This is a genomic window from Pseudomonas sp. GW458-11-26-14-LB4, from assembly GCF_059423925.1.
In genome coordinates this window covers 125,474-148,820 of record NZ_JBWKYU010000008.1, presented here as the reverse complement: position 1 = coordinate 148,820, position 23,347 = coordinate 125,474, and the positions used below count along the sequence as shown (strand labels likewise).

General features: G+C 61.4%; 28 protein-coding genes. 26 read left to right on the top strand and 2 right to left on the bottom strand.

Annotation, left to right across the window (positions count from 1 at the left end):
• Positions 1-80: 80 nt before the first annotated feature.
• The 23 genes from AC07XZ_RS12960 to recX all read left to right on the top strand — a co-directional run bounded on the left by AC07XZ_RS12960 (position 81) and on the right by recX (position 19,339).
• Entirely contained in the window at positions 81-662 is a 582-nt protein-coding gene (locus tag AC07XZ_RS12960; protein WP_102686571.1) for a phage tail assembly protein, read from the top strand.
• A gap of 128 nt (positions 663-790) precedes the next feature.
• Entirely contained in the window at positions 791-3,265 is a 2,475-nt protein-coding gene (locus AC07XZ_RS12955) for a phage tail tape measure protein (RefSeq protein ID WP_102686572.1), read from the top strand.
• Positions 3,262-3,645 (top strand): phage tail protein, encoded by a 384-nt coding sequence (locus AC07XZ_RS12950; RefSeq protein ID WP_102686573.1) that lies wholly within the window; start codon positions 3,262-3,264, stop codon positions 3,643-3,645. The genes AC07XZ_RS12955 and AC07XZ_RS12950 overlap by 4 nt, the downstream gene beginning before the upstream one ends.
• Positions 3,638-3,850 carry a tail protein X gene (locus tag AC07XZ_RS12945; protein ID WP_085748138.1) on the top strand — a complete coding sequence of 71 codons (213 nt, stop codon included), beginning with the start codon at positions 3,638-3,640 and terminating at the stop codon, positions 3,848-3,850. The genes AC07XZ_RS12950 and AC07XZ_RS12945 overlap by 8 nt, the downstream gene beginning before the upstream one ends.
• 9 nt (positions 3,851-3,859) lie before the next feature.
• Positions 3,860-4,888 (top strand): phage tail protein, encoded by a 1,029-nt coding sequence (locus AC07XZ_RS12940; protein WP_085748139.1) that lies wholly within the window; start codon positions 3,860-3,862, stop codon positions 4,886-4,888.
• A gap of 61 nt (positions 4,889-4,949) precedes the next feature.
• Positions 4,950-5,534 (top strand): phage tail terminator protein, encoded by a 585-nt coding sequence (locus tag AC07XZ_RS12935; protein WP_085748140.1) that lies wholly within the window; start codon positions 4,950-4,952, stop codon positions 5,532-5,534.
• Positions 5,531-5,710: a DUF2635 domain-containing protein gene (locus tag AC07XZ_RS12930; protein ID WP_007954893.1), complete on the top strand. Its 180-nt coding sequence runs from the start codon at positions 5,531-5,533 to the stop codon at positions 5,708-5,710. Before AC07XZ_RS12935 ends, AC07XZ_RS12930 begins: the two co-directional genes overlap by 4 nt.
• Positions 5,710-7,206: a phage tail sheath subtilisin-like domain-containing protein gene (locus AC07XZ_RS12925; RefSeq protein ID WP_085748141.1), complete on the top strand. Its 1,497-nt coding sequence runs from the start codon at positions 5,710-5,712 to the stop codon at positions 7,204-7,206. Before AC07XZ_RS12930 ends, AC07XZ_RS12925 begins: the two co-directional genes overlap by 1 nt.
• A 67-nt stretch (positions 7,207-7,273) precedes the next feature.
• A complete protein-coding gene (locus tag AC07XZ_RS12920) occupies positions 7,274-7,621 on the top strand; it encodes a phage tail tube protein (protein WP_085697365.1) in 348 nt (115 codons plus the stop codon).
• Positions 7,618-7,914 carry a phage tail assembly protein gene (locus tag AC07XZ_RS12915; RefSeq protein WP_085748142.1) on the top strand — a complete coding sequence of 99 codons (297 nt, stop codon included), beginning with the start codon at positions 7,618-7,620 and terminating at the stop codon, positions 7,912-7,914. Before AC07XZ_RS12920 ends, AC07XZ_RS12915 begins: the two co-directional genes overlap by 4 nt.
• 130 nt (positions 7,915-8,044) lie before the next feature.
• The gene (locus tag AC07XZ_RS12910) at positions 8,045-9,916 is read left to right on the top strand and encodes a phage tail tape measure protein (protein WP_102686574.1); all 1,872 of its coding nucleotides are present in this window, start codon (positions 8,045-8,047) and stop codon (positions 9,914-9,916) included.
• The gene (locus AC07XZ_RS12905; RefSeq protein ID WP_102686575.1) at positions 9,903-11,138 is read left to right on the top strand and encodes a DNA circularization protein; all 1,236 of its coding nucleotides are present in this window, start codon (positions 9,903-9,905) and stop codon (positions 11,136-11,138) included. The genes AC07XZ_RS12910 and AC07XZ_RS12905 overlap by 14 nt, the downstream gene beginning before the upstream one ends.
• Before the next feature lie 3 nt (positions 11,139-11,141).
• Positions 11,142-12,185, top strand: a complete 1,044-nt coding sequence (locus tag AC07XZ_RS12900) for a phage baseplate assembly protein (protein WP_102686576.1) — start codon at positions 11,142-11,144, stop codon at positions 12,183-12,185.
• 27 nt (positions 12,186-12,212) lie between these two features.
• On the top strand, positions 12,213-12,722 hold the full coding sequence (locus AC07XZ_RS12895) for a phage baseplate assembly protein V (RefSeq protein WP_102686577.1): 510 nt from the start codon (positions 12,213-12,215) through the stop codon (positions 12,720-12,722).
• The gene (locus tag AC07XZ_RS12890; RefSeq protein WP_085748147.1) at positions 12,722-13,120 is read left to right on the top strand and encodes a phage GP46 family protein; all 399 of its coding nucleotides are present in this window, start codon (positions 12,722-12,724) and stop codon (positions 13,118-13,120) included. Before AC07XZ_RS12895 ends, AC07XZ_RS12890 begins: the two co-directional genes overlap by 1 nt.
• The gene (locus AC07XZ_RS12885; RefSeq protein WP_102686578.1) at positions 13,110-14,153 is read left to right on the top strand and encodes a baseplate J/gp47 family protein; all 1,044 of its coding nucleotides are present in this window, start codon (positions 13,110-13,112) and stop codon (positions 14,151-14,153) included. The genes AC07XZ_RS12890 and AC07XZ_RS12885 overlap by 11 nt, the downstream gene beginning before the upstream one ends.
• Positions 14,141-14,740, top strand: a complete 600-nt coding sequence (locus AC07XZ_RS12880) for a YmfQ family protein (RefSeq protein WP_085748149.1) — start codon at positions 14,141-14,143, stop codon at positions 14,738-14,740. Before AC07XZ_RS12885 ends, AC07XZ_RS12880 begins: the two co-directional genes overlap by 13 nt.
• Positions 14,741-14,750: 10 nt before the next feature.
• The gene (locus AC07XZ_RS12875) at positions 14,751-15,899 is read left to right on the top strand and encodes a tail fiber protein (protein WP_085748150.1); all 1,149 of its coding nucleotides are present in this window, start codon (positions 14,751-14,753) and stop codon (positions 15,897-15,899) included.
• Positions 15,900-16,073: 174 nt separating this feature from the next.
• Complete coding sequence (locus tag AC07XZ_RS12870; RefSeq protein WP_085748151.1) at positions 16,074-16,637, top strand: glycoside hydrolase family 19 protein; 564 nt, start codon at positions 16,074-16,076, stop codon at positions 16,635-16,637.
• On the top strand, positions 16,619-17,149 hold the full coding sequence (locus AC07XZ_RS12865) for a lysis system i-spanin subunit Rz (RefSeq protein WP_102686579.1): 531 nt from the start codon (positions 16,619-16,621) through the stop codon (positions 17,147-17,149). The genes AC07XZ_RS12870 and AC07XZ_RS12865 overlap by 19 nt, the downstream gene beginning before the upstream one ends.
• 68 nt (positions 17,150-17,217) lie before the next feature.
• On the top strand, positions 17,218-17,718 hold the full coding sequence (locus AC07XZ_RS12860) for a CinA family protein (RefSeq protein ID WP_102686580.1): 501 nt from the start codon (positions 17,218-17,220) through the stop codon (positions 17,716-17,718).
• An 83-nt stretch (positions 17,719-17,801) separates the two neighbouring features.
• Positions 17,802-18,860, top strand: a complete 1,059-nt coding sequence (recA, locus tag AC07XZ_RS12855) for a recombinase RecA (RefSeq protein ID WP_003222269.1) — start codon at positions 17,802-17,804, stop codon at positions 18,858-18,860.
• 8 nt (positions 18,861-18,868) lie between these two features.
• A complete protein-coding gene (recX, locus tag AC07XZ_RS12850; RefSeq protein WP_039771298.1) occupies positions 18,869-19,339 on the top strand; it encodes a recombination regulator RecX in 471 nt (156 codons plus the stop codon).
• An 80-nt stretch (positions 19,340-19,419) separates the two neighbouring features.
• Here recX and AC07XZ_RS12845 read toward each other — a convergent pair whose 3' ends face one another.
• On the bottom strand, positions 19,420-20,538 hold the full coding sequence (locus tag AC07XZ_RS12845) for an LOG family protein (RefSeq protein WP_102686581.1): 1,119 nt from the start codon (positions 20,536-20,538) through the stop codon (positions 19,420-19,422).
• A 353-nt stretch (positions 20,539-20,891) separates the two neighbouring features.
• Between AC07XZ_RS12845 and AC07XZ_RS12840 the strand changes: the two genes are divergently transcribed.
• Positions 20,892-21,086: a hypothetical protein gene (locus AC07XZ_RS12840; RefSeq protein WP_007954932.1), complete on the top strand. Its 195-nt coding sequence runs from the start codon at positions 20,892-20,894 to the stop codon at positions 21,084-21,086.
• Here the strand turns inward: AC07XZ_RS12840 and AC07XZ_RS12835 are convergent, their stop codons facing one another.
• Positions 21,087-21,512: a PA3611 family quorum-sensing-regulated virulence factor gene (locus tag AC07XZ_RS12835; RefSeq protein ID WP_085748156.1), complete on the bottom strand. Its 426-nt coding sequence runs from the start codon at positions 21,510-21,512 to the stop codon at positions 21,087-21,089. It lies immediately after the preceding gene.
• A 189-nt stretch (positions 21,513-21,701) separates the two neighbouring features.
• Here AC07XZ_RS12835 and AC07XZ_RS12830 point away from each other — a divergent pair, with 189 nt between their 5' ends.
• Together AC07XZ_RS12830 and erdR are read left to right on the top strand one after the other, a co-directional pair.
• Complete coding sequence (locus tag AC07XZ_RS12830) at positions 21,702-22,445, top strand: tRNA-uridine aminocarboxypropyltransferase (protein WP_007954936.1); 744 nt, start codon at positions 21,702-21,704, stop codon at positions 22,443-22,445.
• A 224-nt stretch (positions 22,446-22,669) separates the two neighbouring features.
• Positions 22,670-23,320, top strand: a complete 651-nt coding sequence (gene erdR, locus AC07XZ_RS12825) for a response regulator transcription factor ErdR (protein WP_102686582.1) — start codon at positions 22,670-22,672, stop codon at positions 23,318-23,320.
• Positions 23,321-23,347 lie beyond the last annotated feature (27 nt).

Sequence of the window (23,347 nt, the reverse complement as noted above, 5' to 3'; positions counted from 1 at the left end):
GCCTTTCGGCAGATCAGGCACAAAACCTGTGGGCGTTCATGCCCACAGGAATCTTCAAGAACACCCAAGGAATTCCTTTCATGTCGTGGATGCCACCCAAGCATGACCTGCTGTCGCCGATCACCGGTGACGACGGCTCGCAGATCGAATCGATCCAGCTCAAGCCGCTGTTCTACGCCGCCCAGAAAGAAGCGCTGGAACGCGCAGGCGACGATGAAGACGACCAGTTCTTCGAACTGGCGCTGCTGGCCACCGGCTTGTCGGTCAAGGAACTCGACCAGCTCAAGCGCCCGGACTACGTGACCATCGCGCAGTACGTGCACGAATTCTCGACCCGTCCGGCGTCGTTCTTTCTCGACCAGGTCGAAGACGCGGAACAGTCCGATGATCCCGATCAGGTGCAACTGCTGTTGCCGCTCGCCGTCACCGGCCGCACCGTGACTTCGCTGAGTCTGGAAATGCCGGCGCTGCGGGCCACCAAAGTGATGAAGAAACTGAAAACGGCCAAGGAACGCGCCGAGTTCATCACCGCCCATTGCACCGGCCTGATGATCCCCGATCTGGCCCTGTTGAGCGTGCCGGACTGGACGCAATTGCAGGTGCGCATCGACGATTTTTTAAACCAGCCGGCGGCCTTCTTTCAGAACGCGACATCGAAGTAATCCTCGATATCGTGCCGCTCATTTACCCGGTAAGTGAGGCGGAAATTCTGGAGTGGGACGCCGAAAAGGCGTTGCGCCGCTACGACATAGCGATCACTCGCCTTGGCGTGAAACAGGAGTAGAGCGGCATGGCAGACACATCGTTTTCGCTGATGTACGCCGCGCAAACCGGCGGCGCAGGTTCCGGTTTGTCGGCAGGGGGATCGGCCACGGACAGCCTGATCAAACCACTGTCCGAACTGAAAGAGGCGCTGCTCACGGCCAGCCTGGACATCCGCAGTCTGGTGCGTGAACAGATCAAACTCGGCGCCGTTGTCCTGGGGCTGAACACGGCCATGGCATCGTTCAAGGTGCCAGTTGTAACTGCCGCGCCGGCGGCAGGCGGCGAGAGCAAGTCAAAGCTCAAGGCTGAGATTGAACAACGCTCGCCGCCGGCCTACCTGCAATCGGACATGGCCCTGGAAACCGCCATGGCCCAGCTCAAGCAGGTTCAAGGCCTGAGTGGCGACCTCGACACGCTGTCGAAAGCCAACCTCAAACTGGCCACCGACAAACGGGTTGCCGGCAGTGGGGCGACGGTCGTGGATCTGGTGCAGGTCGAGGTCGCGGCTGGCAGATCCGGGATTGGCGCCGGTCTCAAGGGCGCCGACAAGGAACAAGTGCTGCTGGACTTTGCCCAGGATGCAGCGGTCAATGCGTCGGCGTTCGGCATCAGCCTGAAGTCGGCCGGTGAAATGCTGTCGGCCTGGCAAGTTTCGATGAAACTGGATCGCGCTCAAGGTCAACTGCTGGCCGATGCGACTCAGCAACTGGGCAACAGCGGACTGAATGCGACGGCTGCCGATATCGGTTCGGTCGTGCAGCAATCCGGCGAGTCGGCCGTTGCAGCGGGGATTCTGCCCGAGCAGTTGGCGGCGCTGTCAGCCGCGTTGCTCAACGCTGACGTCGACAAGGCCGGGGCCGGGGCAGCGGTGAAAAGCATCAGCGCAGCCCTGGGCAAAGGCACCCAAGGCTCGGCGGCCGAGCAGTCGGCGTGGAAGGCGTTGGGGCTTGATCCCGGCAAGCTGACCGAAAACGTAGCGGACAACCTTGTCAAAGCGTTGGCGACATTGAAGCAACAACCGGCAGAGCAGCAAGCGGCGCTGGTCAAGACACTTTTCAGTGGCGACGACGGTGTACGCAAACTGCTGGCGAAACCTGAAGACCTGCAAAAAGCATTTGCGCTGGTCGCTCCGGCCAGACTGGAAGGAACGTCGACGCTTGTGTCCTCGCAAGCGGCCCAGAGCAGCCTCGCATCGCCATTCAAGGGTGAAGGAGGCGTGCGTCAATGGATGGGCAAGCCCGGTGAAGCACAGACGCCGATTTCATTGCTCAAGCCCAATGATCCACTGACACCGGCTTACAGCGGCGCGATTGAACGCAGCGCCGAGCCTGCGGGCAAAGACCCGCAGCGAAGCTGGAACGCGTTCGATGCCAGTCTCAATCGTCTGATCACGGCGTTGGCGCCGGATGCGACCGGCACGCTGGACTCGCTGACGAATATGACCAATGGCGTGGCCGATATGGCTGAAGCCCATCCCAAGACCTCGACGGCATTGGCCCTTGCGGGCGCTGGACTGTCGGCCATCGTAGTCGCGGTGATGGCCAAGGCATTCGGCAATTTCACCGACAAACTGCTCAAGGGCGTCGCTTCAAAATTGCCGTTCGGTCTTGGCGGTCTGATTGCCGATATTGAAGACCCGAAAGCGAAGAAAACGTCCGCCGGAAATAGCGCGGGCCATGACTGTTGCTGCTGCAAACCGCTGGGTGGCGGGACAGGCGGCAAGCTCAAGCCTCGCCAGTCAAGCATCAGGGCTCGAGTCGGACGTGAAAAAATCGGTCGGGTGACCCCTCGGGCACCACGGATCAGTGCACCGTCGGCACCGCTCGCGCCGCCGACTCGACCCGTTTTGCCCCTCATGTCCGGCACGCCCATACCGGGAACCATGACGGCATTTGCAGGCTCATCAGCCGTCAGTTCTGCACCGGCCGCTCCACTGTCCGGTTCTTACGCCAGGGCAGGCAGACTGCTTGCCAGACGGGCACCGCCGCTGCGGTTGCTCAGCGCCGGATACGAAATGGTCACCGGCGTCATGAAGGGCGATAAGCGTGCCGTCGTGTCGTCGGGTGCATCGTTAGCGGGGTCGTCTGCCGGTGCCGCTGTCGGTGCTGCACTGGGTACGTTGATTCTGCCGGGTGTGGGCACCATGGTCGGCGGCTGGCTGGGGAGCATGACGGGCGGGGCCATCGGTGATTCCCTGGGCGACAAGCTAGGGAAACAAGTCGATCGTCTCGGCACTCCTGCACAGGTCAGTAAAGACCTGATCGCGACCTCGGCGACCTCCACGATCCCCGCGGCGCTTGCCACCACAGCCTCTACAGCCGCGAGCCAGCCTGTCACGTTCAACTCCACCATCCACATCAACGGTCAGGATCAGGGCAGCGCCCAGGCACTGGCCAATCTGGTGGTGCAGACAACGATGAGCCAGTTGGGCCAGATCATGCCGACCAATCCGCTCGCCACACGACGTGACGCAGCCCTGACCGATGGAGTCGCCACATGAAACAACAAATGGCACTGGGCAGTTTCATCTTCGGACTGTCCCGGGATTTTGCGTACAGCACGCTGGCGCGAAAGTCCGATGGCGGCTGGACTGACCTGCAGATTCTCAACAGCAAACCCAGATCCCACCAGACAGGACAGAAGCCCGAATCCCTGACCATCTCCGGCACCTCGATGTACGCCGTGGCGATGGAGCGGCTCGATGAGCTGCGTGCGCTGCAAGCGTTGCGAGTACCGCTGCCGTTGATTGACGGCATCGGCCGCAACTGGGGTTTGTGGCGGATCAACAGCATCGACGAAAACCAGAGCGAGGTCATCGATGACGGCACCGCGATGGTGATCAAGTGGGTCATCGGATTGTCGGAGTTCAACAATGCGTAAGGTACGAAGCGTGGCCGGTGACTCGGTGAATCTTTTGCTGTACCGCGAAACCGGTCGCAGCGATGACAGCGCCGAAGAAGCCCTGTGGACACTCAGCCCGACCCTGGCCGAGCACGGCCCGATACTGCCGGCAGGTGTCTGGGTGACGCTGCCGGAGCTCGACTCGAAACCGGCTGCAATCAAACCGGTTCTGGCTTGGGATTAAGGAGGCTGCATGGCACAGGGATTTACGCCGGCGATCGAAATCTACGGCGCCCACAAGGACCTGCTGAACCAGCGCCTGATCAGTTGGGAACACATCGATGCCGCCGGCATGGAGTCCGATCAACTGACGCTGGTGCTCGACTTGGAAGGCCTCGAAGGCTTGCCGAGCCTGGGCGGAACCATCGGCCTGCGGGTGGGTTATCTGGAGACCGGACTGGTGGAAAAGGGCCAGTTCAAGGTGACCCGACTGACGCCGACGCTGTTCCCGCTGCGCCTGACGCTGGTCGCGACCGCCGCGCCTTTCAGCGGCAAGGACGACACCGGATTCAAGGAACGGCGCACGGCCAGTCATGGCCCTACAACCCTTGGCGGACTGTTTCGCGAGCTGGTCTCGAGACACGGATTCTCGCCGCGCGTCGACCCCGAGCTGGCGCTGATCAGGATCGCCCATGTCGACCAGTCGAACGAAACCGACATGGGCTTCATCACACGCCTGGCGAAAAAGTACGACGCGGTGGCCAAGCCGTTCAACGACCTCTACGTGCTGGCGAAACCGGCGCAACTGAAAAACCTGTCGGGACAGGTCATACCGGACGTCAGGCTGTCGGTCACCCATAACAATCGACCGGGCGATCACGCCTTCATCAGCGCCACGCTGGAAGAAACCGCCCGAACCCAGAATCAGGGTTGCAAAACCTCCTTTTGGGACAGTGCGCTCGGCAAACTGCGCGAAGTGGTCACCGGTTCCGAACCCTACAAGGTCATCCGCCAGAGACTGGCCAGCGAAGAAGAAGCCAAAGCCATCGGCGAGGCCGAAGTGCGCAAGATGCTGCGCGAGAAATACAAGCTGAAGGTCACCTGTCCGGGCGATCCGTTGCTGGCGGCCGAAGGTCTGCTGGTGCTCGACGATACCTGGCCGGATTTCATGCGCGGGCGCTGGTCGATTGAAAAGGTCACGGCCAGCGGCAAGCGCGAGGAAAGCTATCGCTGTCTGATCGAAGCAAACGGCCGGGATCCCGAGGCAAAAGCCAGGGACTGATCCCCCGATCTCACCGCCACACACCTCACTGTGGCCACTCACACATCCTGGAACGCTCCCCATGAAGATCTCCCCGATCCTCACGCAGCTGCGTGCGCAATGCCCAAGCCTTGCCGGCCATATCGCGACAGGTGTCGACCTGGTGCTTCTGCAAGGCGACCCGAATCTGCCGATGCCCTCGGCCCATGTTTTACCGCTGGCTGACGTAGCCAGCGCCAGCACCGCACAGAACTCCCTCAGCCAGCCGATCCGCGACCGCTTCGAAATCATCCTGGCACTGGATGCCACGGACGCCACAAAAGCGCTGGATCTGTTGCACGACCTGCGCGCCGAACTGTGGCGTGCGCTGGTGGGGTTCAAACCCGATTCCAACTACAGCGCCATCGTTTACGACGGCGGCGAAACGGTCTCGATCAACAGCAGCCGCGCGTTCTACCGGCTGCGCTTTTTTGCCGAGTTCCAGCTGGGCCGCAATCTGCCAAGTCAGCCTGCGGAGAGCTGGCACGAACGCGAACTGGACGGTTTGTCGTCCTTTACCGGGGCCACTGTGCGGGTTGATGCGATCGACCCGGCCGACCCCAACCTGAAACGCCCGGGCCCTGACGGGCGCGTGGAACTGACTTTCTCTGGAGACGTAATCCCATGAGCAACCGCATCACCGTAGTGCCGGCTGCCGGCCGTGCCGTGCCGGACCCGGAAGCAGGCGACCTGCTGCCACTGGAAGGCCGTGAAGTGCTGGACAGCGCCTGGTGGCGCCGGCGTCTGGCCGACGGCGATATCACCCTCAAAACCGCAACAGCTAAACAAAAGGGAGCCAAATAATGGCGATCGGATTCAGCAACATCCCTGCGGACATTCGTGTACCGCTGTTCTATGCCGAAATGGACAACTCGGCCGCCAATAGCGCGACCTCGTCCATGCGTCGCCTGATCGTGGCGCAGGTCAACGACGACATCGCTCCGGGCGAAGTCGGCAAACTGGTGCTGGTTTCCAGCGTGGCGCTGGCCAAGAGCATTGGCGGCCAGGGCTCGATGCTCGCGTCCATGTACGAAACCTTCCGCAAGGCTGACCCGATCGGCGAGATCTGGTGCCTGCCGCTGCACAACGCTACCGGCGCCATCGCCAAAGGCGTCGTGACCCTGACCGGCACCGCGACCCAGGCTGGCGTGCTCAACCTGTATGTCGGCGGCGTCCGCGTACAGGCCACTATCGCCAACGGCGCCACCGCCGCACAAGCGGCCACTTCGCTGGCGCAGAAGGTCAACGCCACCGCCGATCTGCCGGTGAGCGCGACCGTCGCAGAGGGTGTCGTAACGCTCAACGCCAAATGGACTGGCGACAGCGGTAACGACATCAGTCTGCAATTCAATCGCCTGGGCAAGAGCAACGGCGAAGAAACGCCGGCCGGCCTGGTCACCGCGATCACGCCGATGATCGGTGGCGTCGGCGTGCCGGATCAGGTGGCAGCGGTTGCTGCGCTGGGTGACGAGCCTTTCGAGTTTATCGCTCTGCCATGGTCCGACCTGGCCACCCTCAACACCTGGCAAGCGGTGATGGACGACAGCACCGGTCGCTGGTCGTGGGCCAAGCAACTGTTCGGTCATGTGTACAGCGCCAAGCGCGGCACCGTCGGCACTCTGGTGGCAGCCGGTCAGGCGCGCAACGACCAGCATGTGACCATTCAGGCGCTGGAGCAGGGCGTTCCGCAACCGGTCTGGGTGCAAGCCGCCGCATTGACTGCGCGCACCGCCGTGTTCATTTCCGCCGACGCCAGCCGTCCGACCCAGAGCGGCAGCCTGCCGGGTGTTGACCCGGCCCCTGCCAGCGAGCGCTTCACCCTGACCGAGCGTCAGTCGCTGCTCAACTACGGCATCGCCACCGCGTACTACGAAGGCGGCTACGTGCGCATCCAGCGCTCGATCACCACCTACCAGAAGAACGCCTACGGCCAGGCCGACAACTCATACCTGGACAGCGAAACCATGCACCAGTCGGCGTTCATCGTGCGTCGTCTGCAAAGCGTGATCACCAGCAAATACGGTCGCCACAAACTGGCCTCCGACGGCACCCGCTTCGGCGCCGGCCAGCCGATCGTCACGCCGGCAACCATTCGCGGTGAGCTGATCGCCCAGTACGCCAAGCTCGAACTCGAAGGCCACGTGGAAAACGCCGAGCTGTTCGCCGAGCACCTGATCGTCGAGCGCGACGTGCAGGACCCGAGCCGCGTGAACGTGCTGTTCCCGCCGGATTACATCAACGGTCTGCGCGTGTTCGCACTGCTCAACCAGTTCCGACTGCAGTACGACGACGTCGCCTGATCGGCGCGTTTGACACTGTGATTTCAGCCCACCTTGCGTGGGCTTTTTATTTGAAGGGAGTAACACCATGGGTCAACTGATTGCAGGCACCTGCTACGTCAAGGTCGACGGTGCACAACTGACTATCAACGGCGGCTGCGAAGCCCCGCTGATGGCCGTCAAACGCGAAACCGTCGTGCCGGGTTTCTACAAGGAAACCGACGTCGCGCCGTCGTTCAAGGTGACCGCGCTGCACACCGCCGACTTCCCGCTGAAGAAGCTGATCGAAGGCACCGATATCACCGTCACCTGCGAATTCAGCAACGGCAAAGTCTACGTACTGGCCGGTGCCTACCTGGTCGAAGAGCCAGTCTCCAAAGGCGATGACGCCACCATCGAACTGAAATTCGAAGGCATCAAGGGGACCTGGCAATGAGCGGCGCCGTGAAGCTTCAAGTTGCGATCGAAGCTCACGGCGAGCCCCTGACCGAACTCGTCCTGCGCCGTCCGACGGTGCAGGAGGTGCGAGCGATCAAGGCGCTGCCGTACAAGATCGACAAGAGCGAAGAGGTCAGCCTCGACATGGACGTGGCGGCCAAATACATCGCCGTGTGCGCCGGCATTCCGCCGTCGTCGGTCAACCAGCTGGACCTGGCTGACCTCAACGCGCTGAGCTGGGCCGTTGCAGGTTTTTTCATGAGTGCGGCGTCGGAACCATCACCGACCTGATTTCGGTCGCCTATGACCTGGCCTGGTTCTGGAAGGTTGACCCCGAACAGATGATGGCCAGGCCACTGGATGTGCTTCGCGAATCGCTGGAGCACGCGCAACGGATCAATGCGATGCAGCAGGTGCAGTGATGGCTAATACACAATTGAGCCTGATCCCGCAGAACTTCCCCGTCACGGTCAACATGCTCGTGGTGCTCAAGGGCGCCGAGAAAATGGAGGCCGAGATGAAGGGGCTGCGCGGCAAGGTCGCAGCATTCAAGAAAAGCATGGAAGACAGCGGCCTGGAGCCGCTGGATGTCGCCGGATTCATTTCCGAAGGTGGCCTGCTCAAGCCGTTTCAAGACGGCATCAAGAAGGCCATCGAAGCGCAGGATGCGCTGGCGAAGAAAGTCCGGGCGAACAAGGGGCTGAAAGTGCCCAAGGTTGTGCACGGAGAAACCTCGGCCAACCTTGAGAAGTTCAACAAGGCACTGGACAAGGTATCGCTGAAGATCGGTCAGGCGCTGTTGCCGGCAGTCAACAGCATCGTCACCGCTATCACGCCGGTGATCACCTCGATTGGTCAGTTCCTCGCGAACAATCCGTACCTCGTCGAGGGACTGGCTGCCGCGGCGGTGGCGTTCACGGTGGTGACGGTCGGTGCAATGGGGCTCGTCGCAGTGCTGGGCATCCTGGCTTCACCGATCGGCCTGGTTGCTGCGGCCATCGCCGGGGCTGTGGCGCTGATTGTGATTGGTGCGCGCCTGATCACCAACAACTGGTCTTCGATTTCCGGGGTCTTCAGCAAAATGTGGACTTCCACCCGTGAAGCCTTCGATAGCGGAGTCACGGCGGTGAAGGAGGGGCTGGCTTCGATGGGCGCCTCGATCGGCAAAACGTGGGATGAGACGCGTGAGCTGTTCTCCGCTGGCGTCGACACCGTCACGAAGTTCTTCGACGAGACCGTGGCGAGCGCGACGGCGGGTATCGAGGCACTCAGTACGAAGTTCTCTTTCTCGCCTCGCGAGGTGATGGACAAGGCGCTGGCAACCGCCGGTACAGTCATCAGTGACTTCTTTGACAGTACGATCGCCAGGACGAAGGCGGGTATCGAAGCACTCAGTGCGAAGTTCTCTTTCTCGCCTCGCGAGGTGATGGACAAGGCGCTGAAAACCGCCAGTACGGTCGTCAGTGATTTCTGGGACAGTGCGGTCGCCAATGCAACGACCGGCATCGAAAAACTCAAGGCCTCGTTCTCGTTTTCGCCCCGTGAAGTGCTGAGCCAGGCGCTGGCCACTGCCAGTGGTGTGGTCGGTGATTTTTACAACGGCGTGGTAGCCAGCGCAGGGGCGGGTGTGGAGTCGCTCAAGGCGCGGTTCAGTTGGTCGCCGATCCAGACCATCAACGAAGCCTGGCAGCCGGTCACTGATGTGTTCTCGGCGCTGCGGGATGTCGTTGGGGCTTCCATGGCCTCGTTGCAGGACAGCTTGCGCCGAGTGTTCGACGTCTTGCCTGTGGAGTCCGCAACGGCGGCCTGGGGTGGCGTGACAGGCTACTTTTCCGGTTTGTGGGCATCGTTGACCACGGATGCGCAATCGGTGAAGGGTGTGTTCGGTGACCTTTTCGGCCAGTCTCCGCTGGACTCGATCAAACAGAAGTGGGAGCCCGTCATCGTCTGGTTCAGTGATATGTGGACGAGGCTGCAGAGCATCTTCGGACAGGTCAAGGAACTGCTGGGTGGCCATTTCTCCGGATTCTTCGAAACCGTAACCGGCAGCGCTGCGACACCTGCGGGGGCGGCCGGGTTGAACAGTCCGTTGCCACAGTCCTCCAGCGCCCTGATCCAGCAAAGTGCCGCCAACAGCCGCACGCAACTCGAAGGCGGCCTGACGGTGCGCTTCGAAAATGCGCCGGCCGGGCTGCGTACCGATCAACCGCAAACCAATCAGCCGGGCCTGGCGCTGTCTTCGCGCATCGGCTATCGCTCGCTGTCCATGGGAGGTTCCAATGAACTGGCGTGACCGTTTGGTGCCGGCGTCCTTTCGTGGGGTCGGTTTTTGGGTCGATCAGGCGAAAACCCCGGTCGGCCGCAACGGGCAATTACACGAATATCCGCAACGCGACCTGCCGTTTTTCGAGGACCTGGGCCAGCAGGCCAAGACCCACGACCTGACGGCTTTTATCGTCGGCCCCGATTGCCTCGAGCAGCGCGACAAGCTGCTCAAGGCGCTGGAGCAAGGCAGCGGCGAACTGGTGCATCCGTGGCTGGGGCGCCTGCAGGTCAAGGTCGGCGAATGCGATATGACCCACACCCGCCAGGACGGCGGGCTGGTGACTTTCGCACTGAAGTTCTATCCCGACCGTCCTTTGCCGTTTCCGACCGCCACCGTCAGCACGCAGAAGGTGCTTCTGGCCAAGGCTGATACCTTGCTGGGTTCTGCGGTGGCACGTTTCGAACAGGCCATGACCCTGATCAAGGCTGCGCGGATCGGCATCGCCAATCTGCGCAATAGCCTCACCGGGGTCTATGACGTGATCAAGGAACAGCTCAAGCCACTGATCGAGCAGTACAAAGAGATCACCGAGCTGGTCAAGGCCGTCAAGGAACTGCCCAAGGAAGTGGCGGCGGAGTTCAAGGGGCTGTTGGGCGATATCAAGGAGCTGAAGGCGTTTGCGAAGGAGGGCTATCGTGGCGTGATTGCCGACGTGTCCCAACAGATCGAAGCCATCCGCAAGGCCGATGCGCCGAAACTCACCACCGGCAAGGACACCACGGCAGCGGCGCAGGCCATGGCCGATCTGGTGCAGGACACGCTGATCGTGAAAGTGGCGCAGTGGGTCGCCTCGATGCCGGTGGCTTCGACACCGGTGAAACTGACGTCGACGCCCACGGTGGCGCAACAGGCGATTCAACCGGTCACCCGCCAGGAAGTGCCGGTCACCGACGATCTGCAACTGCTGCAAAAAGAGCTGGTCGAGGCGCTCCAGCTGGCGCAGAACAAGGCCGATCCCGCGCACTATCAAGCCATCAGCGATGTGAAGGAAGCGCTGATCGCGCACCTCAAGGCTGTGGCGTCGTCCGGTGTGCGACTGGTCAGCAAGTCGTTTCAGGAAAGCCTGCCGGCGCTGGTCGTGGCCTACAAGCAATTTGCCGATGCGACCCGGGTCACGGAAGTGACCCAGCGCAACGGCATCGCTCATCCGGTGTTCTCACCCAACGATGTGAAAGTCTCCAGGGAGTGAGCCATGGACGAGATGGACAACCACGTCACACTGACGGTCGGCGACATGGAATATGGCGGCTGGAAAAGCGTGGAAATCAGCGCCGATCTGGAGCGCCAGTTCCGCACCTTCAAACTCGATATCACCTGGCAATGGCCGGGACAGACCGTCGATCAGCGGATCAAGGCCGGCGACCCGTGCGAGGTGAGGATCGGCAAGGATCTGGTCCTCACCGGATACGTCTTCAAAGCCCCGATCAGCTATGACGGGCGGCAGATCAGCCTGAGTGTCGAGGGCAGTTCCAAGACCCAGGATCTGGTGGATTGTGCGGCGCGAAACATCCCCGGCCAATGGCAGGATCAATCGCTGTTGAACATCGTCCAGGCCCTGGCCGGGGAATACACGCAGTTTGTGGTCAACGAGATTCCCGAGACTGCACGCCTGAGCAAGCACACGATCGTCCCGGGTGAAACGGTGTTTCAGTCGATCGATCGTCTGCTCTCGCTGTACCGGGTGTTTTCCACCGATGACGCCGAAGGTCGACTGGTGCTGGCCAGACCGGGCAGCGGCGGCCGCGCCAGCGATGCGCTGGTGCTGGGCAAGAACATCCTGTCGGCCAACGCGCCGATGGATTACAGCCAGGTGTTCTCCGAATACCGGGTGATCGGCCAGCAAAAGGGCAACGACAAGAAGAGCGGGGCGGCGGTCAGCGAGGTTGAATCCAGTGCGACCGATCTGACGTTCAAGCGTCGACGCACCACCATCATCAACGAAGGCTCGCAACTCACGTTCGAACTGGCCCAGCAACGGGCCCAGTGGGAAAGCGCCACGCGCATGGGCCGGGCGCTGACCACCACCTATCAGGTGCAGGGCTGGCGCCAGTCCAACGGCGATCTGTGGCGCCACAACACGCTGGTGAAGGTCAAGGATCCGGTACTCGGGTTCGATGAAGACATGCTGATTTCCAAGGTCACGTACTCGTTGTCGGCGCAAGGCTCGGTGACCACCCTGCAAGTGGCGCCGCCGCATACCTTCGACGCCAATCCGATCCCACCGAAAAAAGCCTGAGCCGGCACCTCCCTCCAAGGAAACCCTATGAGCCTACTGACACGCCTGCTGGCGCGCGGCACTGTCGTGCTCGCCAGTTCGGCCTCCAAGCTGCAATCGCTGCAAATGCGCCTCACCGCCGGTGAAGTGAACGACGACGTGGAGCACTTCGAACCCTACGGTTTCACCAGCCATCCATTGGCCGGTGCCGAAGGCGTCGTCACGTTTCTCGGCGGTGACCGCTCTCATGCCATCGCCCTGGTGGTCGCTGACCGTCGTTACCGCCTGCAATCGCTGGCGGCCGGCGAGGTGGCGATCTACACCGACGAGGGCGACAAAATCCACTTCAAGCGCGGGCGGATCATCGACATCGAAACCGCCACGCTCAATATCCGCGCAAGTACGGCCGTGAACTTCGACACACCGGTGATCAACCAGACCGGCAAGATCTTGTCCACCGGCGATCAGGTGGCCGGCGGCATCAGCCAGATCAAGCACGTGCACGTCGGCGTGCAGGCCGGTAGCGGCCAGACCGGTGCGCCGGCGGGAGGCCAGTGATGTTTATCAGTCAAAACCTGCACGCCGCGCTGACTCGCGCGGTGTTGATCAGCCTTTTTACCTGGCGCCGCGCTGCCGACGACGATGCCCTCGACGACGAGGAACGTTACGGCTGGTGGGGCGACACTTTTCCCACCGTGGCCAATGACCGCATCGGTTCGCGGCTGTGGCTGCTGCGTCGGGTCAAGCTGACCCGCCAGACACAGATGGACGCCGAGTTCTACGCCCGTGAAGCCTTGCAATGGCTGATCGACGACGGCCATTGCAGCGCCATCGACATCATCAGCGAACGCCTCGACGCCCAGCGCCTGAACCTGCGCACGGTCCTGACCCTGGCCGACGGCGAGCGTCTGGACATCAACCCTGAAAACAGTTGGCAGGTGATCTATGCCGTTTGAAACCCCTTCGCTGCCGGTGCTGATCAAGCGCACCCAAAGCGACCTGGCCGGCGATTCGCTGCGCCAGTCCGATGCGCAAGTCCTGGCCCGCACCCTCGGTGGTGCGGTCTATGGACTGTATGGCTATCTCGATTGGATCGCCGAGCAGATCCTGCCCGACACGGCCGATGAGTCGACCCTGGAACGGATCGCCGCCCTGCGCCTGAACCAGCCGCGCAAATCCGCGCAGGTTGCCACCGGCAGCGTCAGCTTCAGTGCCAGCGCCGGAGCGGTATTGGATGTCGATACGTTGTTGCAATCGAATGACGGCCGGACTTACCGGGTCACTGCCGCACGCACCACCAGCAACGGCGTCAACAGCACGACCATTGCGGCCCTGGATCCCGGTAGCCAGGGCAATGCCGATGCCGGGCTGACACTGGTGCCGGTGCAACCGATTCTGGGCATTGCCGGTAACAGCTTTACCGTCCTGGCACCCGGGCTGACGGGCGGCATCGCCCGGGAAAGTCTGGAGTCCCTGCGTTCGCGGGTGATCCGCTCCTACCGCCTCATTCCTCACGGCGGTTCGGCCCAGGACTACGAGACATGGGCGCTGGAGTGCCCCGGGATCACCCGGGCATGGTGTCGCGGCAACTTCCTGGGGCCGGGCACGGTCGGCGTATTCGTCATGCGGGACGACGATGCGCAGCCCATCCCCAATGACGAGCAGCTCGCTGAAGTACAGGCCTATATCGAACAGTTGCGGCCGGTGACGGCGGATGTGCGGGTGCTCGCCCCGGTGCAAGTGTTGGTCAGCTACAAGCTGCGCATCACCCCCGATACCAGCGCAGTGCGGGCAGCGATCGAAAGTCAGCTGCGTGACTTGCACAACCGAGAAGCCGGGCTGGGGGAGACCTTGTTGCTCAGCCATATCTCCGAAGCCATCAGCAGTGCGACCGGTGAGACCGACCACTCGCTCACCTCTCCAAAAGCCAACGTGACAGCCGCCAGCAACGAGTTGCTGACCTTTGGAGGTTGCGAATGGCTGTCCTGAGAAATGCCGAGCAATACCGCAGTCAACTGCGCAGCCTGCTGCCCAGTGGTCCGGCCTGGGAACTGGAGCGTCTGCCGGAACTGGGCCAGGTGCTCGATGGCATCGCTGCGGAGCTGGCACGACTGGATGCGCGCGCCATCGTCCTGCTGAACGAGATGGATCCGGCTGGCGTCAGCGAGCTGGTGCCGGACTGGGAACGGGTCATGAACCTGCCGGATCCGTGCCTTGGCGCTACGCCCCTGTACGACGATCGACGCCTTGCCGTACGCCGGCGATTGCTGGCGGTGGGCGGACAGACGGCCGCGTATTTCATTCAGATCGCTCGCAGCCAGGGCTATCCGGACGCCACCGTCACCGAACTTCGGGCACCCCGCATGGGGCGCTCAAGGTTTGGTCAGGCGCATTTCGGGACCTGGAAGGCGCAGTTCATGTGGGTACTCAACACCGGTGGGCGCCTGTCGCTGGGCCGTCGTTATGGCGCCAGTTACTGGGGCGAACGTTTTGGCATGAACCCGGGCTCTGCCCTGGAATGCCTGATTCACCGCAGCGCACCGGCTCATACGCAGGTGCAGATCAATTATGACTAAGGAATGAATAATGGATTATCCAAAGAGTGTGCCCAGCGTTGGACTGGTCAATGGCAAGTTTGTCGATGAAAACCCGGTGGCGGGAACGCCCGGTTCGCTGATTCCGGCGATCTGGGGCAACTCCGTCACCGATGAATTGCTGGGCGTGATCAAGGGCGCCGGTGTGACTCCCGACGAAGTCGATCTGGGGCAACTGTTGCTGGCTGTGCGCAGGATCAATCAGACCGGGCTGGTCGATTACGCGATGGACACGGGCACAGCCAATGCCTATCGCGCCAACTATGCGCCGGTCGTTCTCAATGTGGTGGACGGGTTGGTGCTGCGTTTCAAGGCCCTCAATGCCAACACCGGTGCCAGTACCTTCTCGGCCAACGGACTGGCGGCCAAACCGATTGTCGGGGTTGACCACAACGCGGTTCAGGAAGGGGAGATCACGGCATCCGGCGACGTGTGGGTGCAGTGGAACAGCACCATTGCCGGTGGCGTATGGGTGATGATCGCGAGCACCGGCATGGTCAAACAGACCGGCAGTGACATTGGTGATATCAAAACCGTAGCCACGGCAGAGCCGCCCAAGGGATGGCTCAAATGTAATGGTGACATTGTTTCCCGCACGCAATATGCGGCGCTCTTTGCGGCGATCGGCACGCGATTCGGGGCCGGTAATGGCAGCACGACTTTTGCCCTGCCGGATCTGCGCGGCGAGTTCGTGCGGGGCTGGGACGATGGTCGCAAGGTCGATAATGCTCGAGTTCTGGGCAGTGCCCAGGCCGGTCAGAACCTTTCGCATACCCACGGCGCTTCGGCGGCGGCGGCAGGGGCGCATGCCCACGGTGCTTCGGCGTCCGTTGCCGGCAATCACGCCCACTCCGGTATCACCAATGAGTCCGGGGATCACCAGCACGGCATTCTGGCTTCGGGTAACAACACTTCCTATGGCCGTCAGGGTACGGGCAGTGGCCCTGGTGACTATGCCGCCGTCACGGCTCCAGGCGGTAATCACGCGCACGGTCTCTATATCAACGCGGCCGGTGATCACTCGCACGCGATCACGGTCAACGCTGTGGGTGATCACACCCACGCGGTGACGATCGCTGCAGACGGGGGCAATGAAGCACGCCCACGAAACGTCGCGCTGCTTTACGTCATCAAGTACTGAACCGGGTACCGCAGGCAGCACAGTGCGTGCCTGCGGATCACTTCGGTTTCGCCTTTCCATTTGTCAGTCACGGGAGCGAACGACGGTACTCCTGAAAATTCTGGCAAAAAATGGCTGGCTGGCATCAGCCTGCAGCCATGGTTCAATCGGAGCATCCAGGGAGGACCGAGCATTATGCAAATTACTGAAGACAACCTACTCAACATCATGCCCAACGCCCGCCGCCAAGCGGGCGTTTTTGTTTCACCGCTCAACGACGCCATGGCCCGCCATCGCATCGATACACCGAAACGCATCGCTACGTTTCTCGCTCAGATCGGACACGAGTCCGGGCAATTGCAGTACGTACGTGAGCTGGGCAACAACCAGTACCTGAGCAAATACGACACCGGTACGCTGGCCTTGCGCCTGGGCAACACGCCCGAGGCTGACGGCGACGGGCAGAAGTATCGCGGGCGCGGGCTGATCCAGATCACCGGGCGCAGCAATTATCGTCAGTGCAGTCTCGGACTTTTCGGTGACGAGCGCCTGCTGGCCTTGCCTGAGTTGCTCGAACAACCGCAATGGGCGGCGGAGTCCGCGGCGTGGTTCTGGGAGAAGAATGGCTTGAACGAACTGGCGGATCAGGATCAGTTCAACAGCATTACCCGGCGGATCAACGGCGGGTTGAACGGCTTGCAGGATCGCCTCGACATCTGGGCGCGGGCGAGGGCGGTGTTATGCCAGCCTTCGGTCTGAAGTTCTGGTGTGTCATCGGCGCTTTGCTGCTGGCCGGTGGTTTGGCGACGCTGGCCTGGCAGGTCCAGGACTGGCGCTACGAAGGGCGGCTGGCCGAGCAGGCCCGGCTGCATGCCGAAGCCCTCAATCAATTGACTCTGACCGCCGCCACAGCGCAACAGGCCGAGCAGGACAAGCGCCTGGCCCTGGAGCAACGGCTCACGGCCAGTGAACAAACCCATTATCGAGCACTGAACGATGCCCAACGTGATCAGGATCGCCTGCGCGATCGTCTTGCCACTGCTGATCTGCGCCTGTCAGTCCTCATCGACGCAGGCGACGCTGCCCAAGGCTGCGGTGTGCCAGCCACCTCCGGCGCCGGCGGCGTGGATCATGCAGCCGTACGCGCCCGACTTGACCCGGCGCATGCTCGACGAATTGTCGCCATCACCGGCGAAGGCGACCGCGGACTGATTGCCTTGCAGGCCTGTCAGGCCTATATCAGAGCGCTGGCGCCTGCACATTTTGAATAAGCTTGTGTATTGAAAGCGCAACCGGCTCGTGTACGGTGGTACCCATTCCATCCGATCCGGAGCGCGCCGTGAAAGAAATCACCCAACTGGCGGCCGAACTTGGCCGACGTCTGCAATTGCTCAATGCCCACGTCACGACGGCCGAGTCCTGCACCGGTGGCGGGATTGCCGAAGCCATCACCCGCATTCCGGGGAGTTCGGCGTGGTTTGAGGCGGGTTACGTGACCTATTCCAACCGCCAGAAAACCCAGCAGCTGAATGTACCGATGGAGCTGTTCGGCACCGTGGGCGCGGTCAGTCGCGAAGTGGTCGAGGCCATGGTGCGCGGCGCCCGGGAAAAAAGCCTGGCGCGGTTTGCCGTGGCGGTCAGCGGCGTGGCCGGGCCGGACGGTGGTTCGCCGAACAAACCGGTGGGCACCGTCTGGCTGGCGTGGGGTGTGGGCGACACGGTTTCCAGCGAGGTCCAGCACTTCCCCGGCAACCGCGACGAAGTCCGCCGACAAACGGTGAAGGCCGCGCTAGAGGGCTTGCTGCGACTAGCGGCACGAGAAATCGAAAATCAGGGGTAGGCGATCCGTGAACGCTGTGGAATAATACTGGCTACTTATACAGGTGTTGGCCGTCAGGCCTTATTGATTACGTGAGGACTTTAATGGACGACAACAAGAAGAAAGCCTTGGCTGCGGCCCTGGGTCAGATCGAACGTCAATTCGGCAAGGGTGCCGTAATGCGTATGGGCGATCAGGACCGTCAGGCGATCCCGGCCATTTCCACCGGCTCTCTGGGTCTGGACATCGCACTCGGCATCGGCGGCCTGCCAAAAGGCCGTATCGTTGAAATCTACGGTCCTGAATCTTCCGGTAAAACCACACTGACGCTGTCCGTGATCGCCCAGGCTCAAAAAGCCGGTGCGACCTGCGCCTTCGTCGACGCCGAGCACGCCCTCGACCCTGAGTACGCCGGCAAGCTGGGCGTCAACGTCGACGACCTGCTGGTTTCCCAGCCGGACACCGGCGAACAGGCCCTGGAAATCACCGACATGCTGGTGCGCTCCAACGCCGTTGACGTGATCATCGTCGACTCCGTGGCCGCACTGGTGCCAAAGGCTGAAATCGAAGGCGAAATGGGTGACATGCACGTGGGCCTGCAAGCCCGTCTGATGTCCCAGGCGCTGCGTAAAATCACCGGTAACATCAAGAACGCCAACTGCCTGGTGATCTTCATCAACCAGATCCGCATGAAGATCGGCGTGATGTTCGGCAGCCCGGAAACCACCACCGGTGGTAACGCGCTGAAGTTCTACGCTTCGGTTCGTCTCGACATCCGCCGTACCGGCGCGGTGAAGGAAGGCGACGAAGTGGTCGGCAGCGAAACCCGCGTCAAGGTTGTGAAGAACAAGGTCGCTTCGCCGTTCCGTCAGGCCGAGTTCCAGATTCTCTACGGCAAGGGTATCTACCTGAACGGCGAGATGATCGACCTGGGCGTGCTGCACGGTTTCGTCGAGAAGTCCGGCGCCTGGTATGCCTACGAAGGCACCAAGATCGGTCAGGGCAAGGCCAACTCGGCCAAGTTCCTGGCGGACAATCCGGAAGTCGCGGCCAAGCTCGAGAAGCAACTGCGTGACAAACTGCTGTCGCCAGCCGTGATCGCCGACTCCAAGGCTTCTGCGGTCAAAGAGACCGAAGACGACCTGGCTGACGCTGACATCTGATTGCACCGATGACAACCGCCGTACTCGATACCCTCGTCGCGGTGCGGCGAACCGCCATGGACCTGCTCGCACGCCGCGAGCATGGTCGAGTTGAGCTGACGCGCAAACTGCGTCAGCGTGGCGCTCCCCCCGAGATGATCGAAACAGCCCTCGACCGTTTGACGGAAGAAGGGCTGCTTTCCGAAGCCCGTTATCTTGAAAGCTTTGTTTCCTATCGCGCCCGCTCCGGTTACGGCCCACTGCGGATTCGTGAAGAACTGAGCCAGCGCGGTTTGCAACGCGCCGATATCGAACTCGCCTTGCGCGAGAGCGGTATCAACTGGCAAGAACAGCTAACAGACACGTGGCAACGGAAGTTCTCCGGACAGCTTCCTGGCGATGCCAAGGAACGCGCCAGACAAGGTCGATTCCTGGCGTACCGGGGATTCTCGATGGAGATGATCAACCGCTTGTTCAGCGGCAGAGGGATGGACGATTAAATTGTTCCAGCTTCAGCTCAGCTTCATCTGAAAAATAAAAACGGCCCGCTATTTCGATAGCGGGCCGTTTTTTTTTGCCTTCACGTTACCTTCGACGGTTCGCGAGTGCGTTGCGCGGTTTGGGGTTTTGAGTGGGCCCAGTTTTCCGGCAGGTTGATGTAGTCCACCAGCTCCCGCAGACGCCCGTGATCCCGGGCATTGAAGGCGAATGCCAGGCGCGTCAGGTGGCTGAATTGAGCATCGTCGTGCTCTTCGCCGGCGTAGGCGTGTTGATGGAACTGGTCACTCAGGCACAAATCGGCAAACGCTTCCTGCATATGCTCCAGGGCCTGATCGCTCAACTTGTGGTTCATGCGAATGACAAACTGGCGCTTGAGCCAACGGCTGGAGTGGAAGTTGCCGTAGAACTGGTTGATCTGCTCCACCGCCTCTTCAACGTTGTAGACCAGGCGCACCAACTTCAGGTCGGTCGGCAGAATGTAACGGTTTTCCTCCAGTTGCTGGCGAATGAAGTCCAGCGCGCCTTGCCAGAAAGTCCCGCCCGGTGCGTCCAGCAGCACCACCGGCACCAGAGGGCTTTTGCCGGTCTGGATCAGCGTGAGCACTTCCAGCGCTTCGTCCAGGGTGCCGAACCCGCCGGGGCACAACACCAGCGCATCGGCTTCCTTGACGAAGAACAGCTTGCGGGTGAAGAAGAAGTGGAACGGCAGCAGATTATTGGTGCCGTCCACGGTGGGGTTGGCATGTTGTTCGAAGGGCAGGGTGATATTGAACCCCAGGCTGTGATCGCGGCCGGCACCCTCATGGGCGGCGGCCATGATTCCGCCGCCGGCACCGGTGATGACCATCATGTTCGAGCGGGCCAGCGAGGCTCCGAGTTCCCGAGCCATGGCGTAAAGGGGATGTTCGACCGGGGTGCGAGCCGAACCGAACACTGTGACCTTGCGTCGCCCCTTGAACTGTTCAAGCGTGCGAAACGCCTGCTCCAGTTCGCGCAGGGCTTGCAGGGTGATCTTGGCGTTCCAGCGGTTGTGGTCTTCCTGGGCCATGCGCAGCACGGTCAGGATCATGTCGCGGTAGATGGGGGAATTCGGGCTGTTGGGTGATACCAGGTTGAGTTGTTCTTCGACCTTGCTGATGAGGTCGTGGCCGCTTTCCTGAAAATGGCGGCTGAGCAGGTCATTCGGTTGGTAAGGCATGCAACTTCTCCTTCTGCACAGAGCTTCCGGCCCTGACGTGCGGCGTCAGTGCCGCGCTGCAAGAAAACAAACATCCGGCAGCTCCTTTCCTGCCGTTAGAAAAATGAACGGGAATACGTTGAATCTAGACCCTCAAAGCATTTTTCGCTCATTGAACATCGCGCCGCAAAGTCTTTCCTGGCAACTGCTTATTGCCGCTTTTCGAAGTGTTTTCACCGCTCGTCCGATGCCACGTCGAGGGCTGAATGCTCTGATTTACTAAGTTAAAGGCGCCGTACGATAACTTTGCGTCAACGACCGTACGCAAGGTGCACGCTATTCAAGGATTTGCGGGTGGCAAGGAGGCAGGACACATGACCAGAGTCATTCTGGAGATCGATACGCAGCTGTATCGGTTGTTGAAAGCATCGGCCGAGACCAACCATGTGAGTCTCGAAGAGGAGTGCTGCCGACGCCTGGCGGGAGGGGATCGCCGCTCGCGGTACTTGCAGGCCTTGCTGGCCGAACTGCGCGCCGAGGATGAACAGCGGCGCGCCACGTCGAGATGATTACTTCTTCTTCGCTGGAGCCGCTTTCGGGCAATCCGATTCCTGGTAGCTGGCGGAGCCGATCGCCTTGTTGCTTTTCACTTCGGTGAATTCATAACGCATGATCGCGCCTTTGGCCATCAGCTTGCGGTACGACGGATTGTTGCAGACCGAGGCGCCCAGCTGAAAATACACGGCTTTGGGATCGGCGCGCATTTTGTCGGCGTGGCTCTTTTGCACGCTCAGGTGATTGACCAGCGTGGTGCCTTCGACGGTGTAGCCCTGATCAAGAATGTCTTCGTTGATCGCCCGTGGCGTGCCGACGCTGCTTTGTGCGGCGACATTGCGCAGCTCTCGGTTCAGATTCTGCTCACTCAGGGATGCAGCCTGAGCGCTGAAGGACGAGGCCAGCAGAATGGCAGCGGTGGGAACGATAAGGCGCAGCATGAAACTCTCCTGGTTCAGTGACTGGTGGTTCGACCAGCCACGTGACTGTGCGTTCAGTGGCGGCGAATTATAGGGGAGCCGGTCGGGAGGGTACAGGCTTGTGCCCGTCGCTCTGGTAAACTGCCGCCCTTTATTGCCCTGCCGAGTGTCGTTCGTGTCGAGTTTTCCTGTCTGCCGGTGCCGCCTGCGATGAATCATGCCCCCAACGCCGTGGCCCGCCTGCGCGATCAGCGCGAGGACGAAGGCATCAAGCCGATCCAGGCCCGTGGCTTTCGCTCCCCGCGCTGCCGCGATTGCCGGGTGATCATCAGCCATTGCCTGTGCGCCTGGCGGCCAACCGTCGATACACGCTCGGGCGTTTGCCTGATCATGACCGGCAAGGAAGTGTTCAAGCCAAGTAACACCGGTTGGCTGATCGCCGACATCGTGCGCGACAACCATGCCTTCATCTGGTCGCGGACCGAGCCCGACGAGCAACTGCTGGCGCTGCTGAACGACCCGCAATGGCAGCCGTATCTGGTGTTCCCCGGCGAGTACGTCGAACCTTCGCGGGTGACCAACACCGTGGATCTCGATAGCAGCAAGCGCCCGCTGTTCATCCTGCTGGATGCGACCTGGACCGAAGCCCGGAAGATTTTCCGCAAGAGCCCGTATTTCGACCGTTTGCCGATACTCAGCCTGTTGCCCGACAAACTCTCGCGCTATCGCCTGCGCCGCTCGACCCGCAGCGAGCACCTGTGCACCGCCGAAGTGGCGGCGCTGTGCCTGGAGCTGGCCGGTGATTCGGACGCGGCATCGGCGCTGGATGCCTATTTCGATGTGTTCAGCCAGCATTACCTGGGGGCCAAGCAGCAACTGGACGTCAATGTGTCGACGCCGGCCCACGCCGAATTGCTGCCCTATATCCGAAACGCGGCGCCAGTACCGGCCTGATCCTGGCCCATACTGCTAAAGCAGTGGCCGTGCGGCTTGACCACCCCGGCTTCGCTGGTCATGCTTGGCGCCGATTGGGGTGCGGCCAAGGTTTGAAACGCCGTTTTTGTTCGTGATTGGCGTTGAACGTGCCCCTGTGGATGCCGCTGCCGGGCGGTGTCTGGATTTGCCTTGGCACGGCTCGAATGCGCGAGCCTGCCATCAAAAACAGGATCATTTGAAAAATGGCCACATACGACATCCTGATTGCCGATGATCACCCTCTTTTTCGTAGCGCACTGCATCAAGCGGTGACGATGGGCCTTGGCCCGGACGTACGCATGGTGGAGGTGGCGAGCATCGCCGAACTGGAATCCCGCCTGACCGAAAAGGCTGACTGGGATCTGGTGCTGCTGGACCTGAACATGCCGGGCGCTTTCGGGTTTTCCGGGCTGGTGATGCTGCGCGGTCAGTACCCGCAGATTCCGGTAGTGATGGTTTCGGCCCAGGAAGAAGCCTCGGTGATGGTCAAGTCTCGGGAATTCGGTGCCAGTGGTTTCATCCCCAAATCCAGCGACCTGAGCGTGATTCAGGAAGCGGTGCGCAAAGTGCTGGATGGCGACGTGTTCTGGCCGCCCCAGGCGTTCGAAGCGGTCAGCGTTTCGGATGAAGCCAAAGCCGCCAGCGATGGCCTCGCCAGCCTGACACCCCAGCAGTTCCGGGTGCTGACCATGGTCTGCGAAGGCTTGCTGAACAAGCAGATCGCCTACGAGCTGAGTGTGTCGGAAGCGACCATCAAGGCCCACGTCACGGCGATTTTTCGCAAGTTGAACGTGCGGACCCGGACCCAGGCAGCTTTACTGCTGCAACAACTTGAGTCAATTCCGAGCCAGTAAGCACTGGCGTCTTCACGCTTTTTTGAC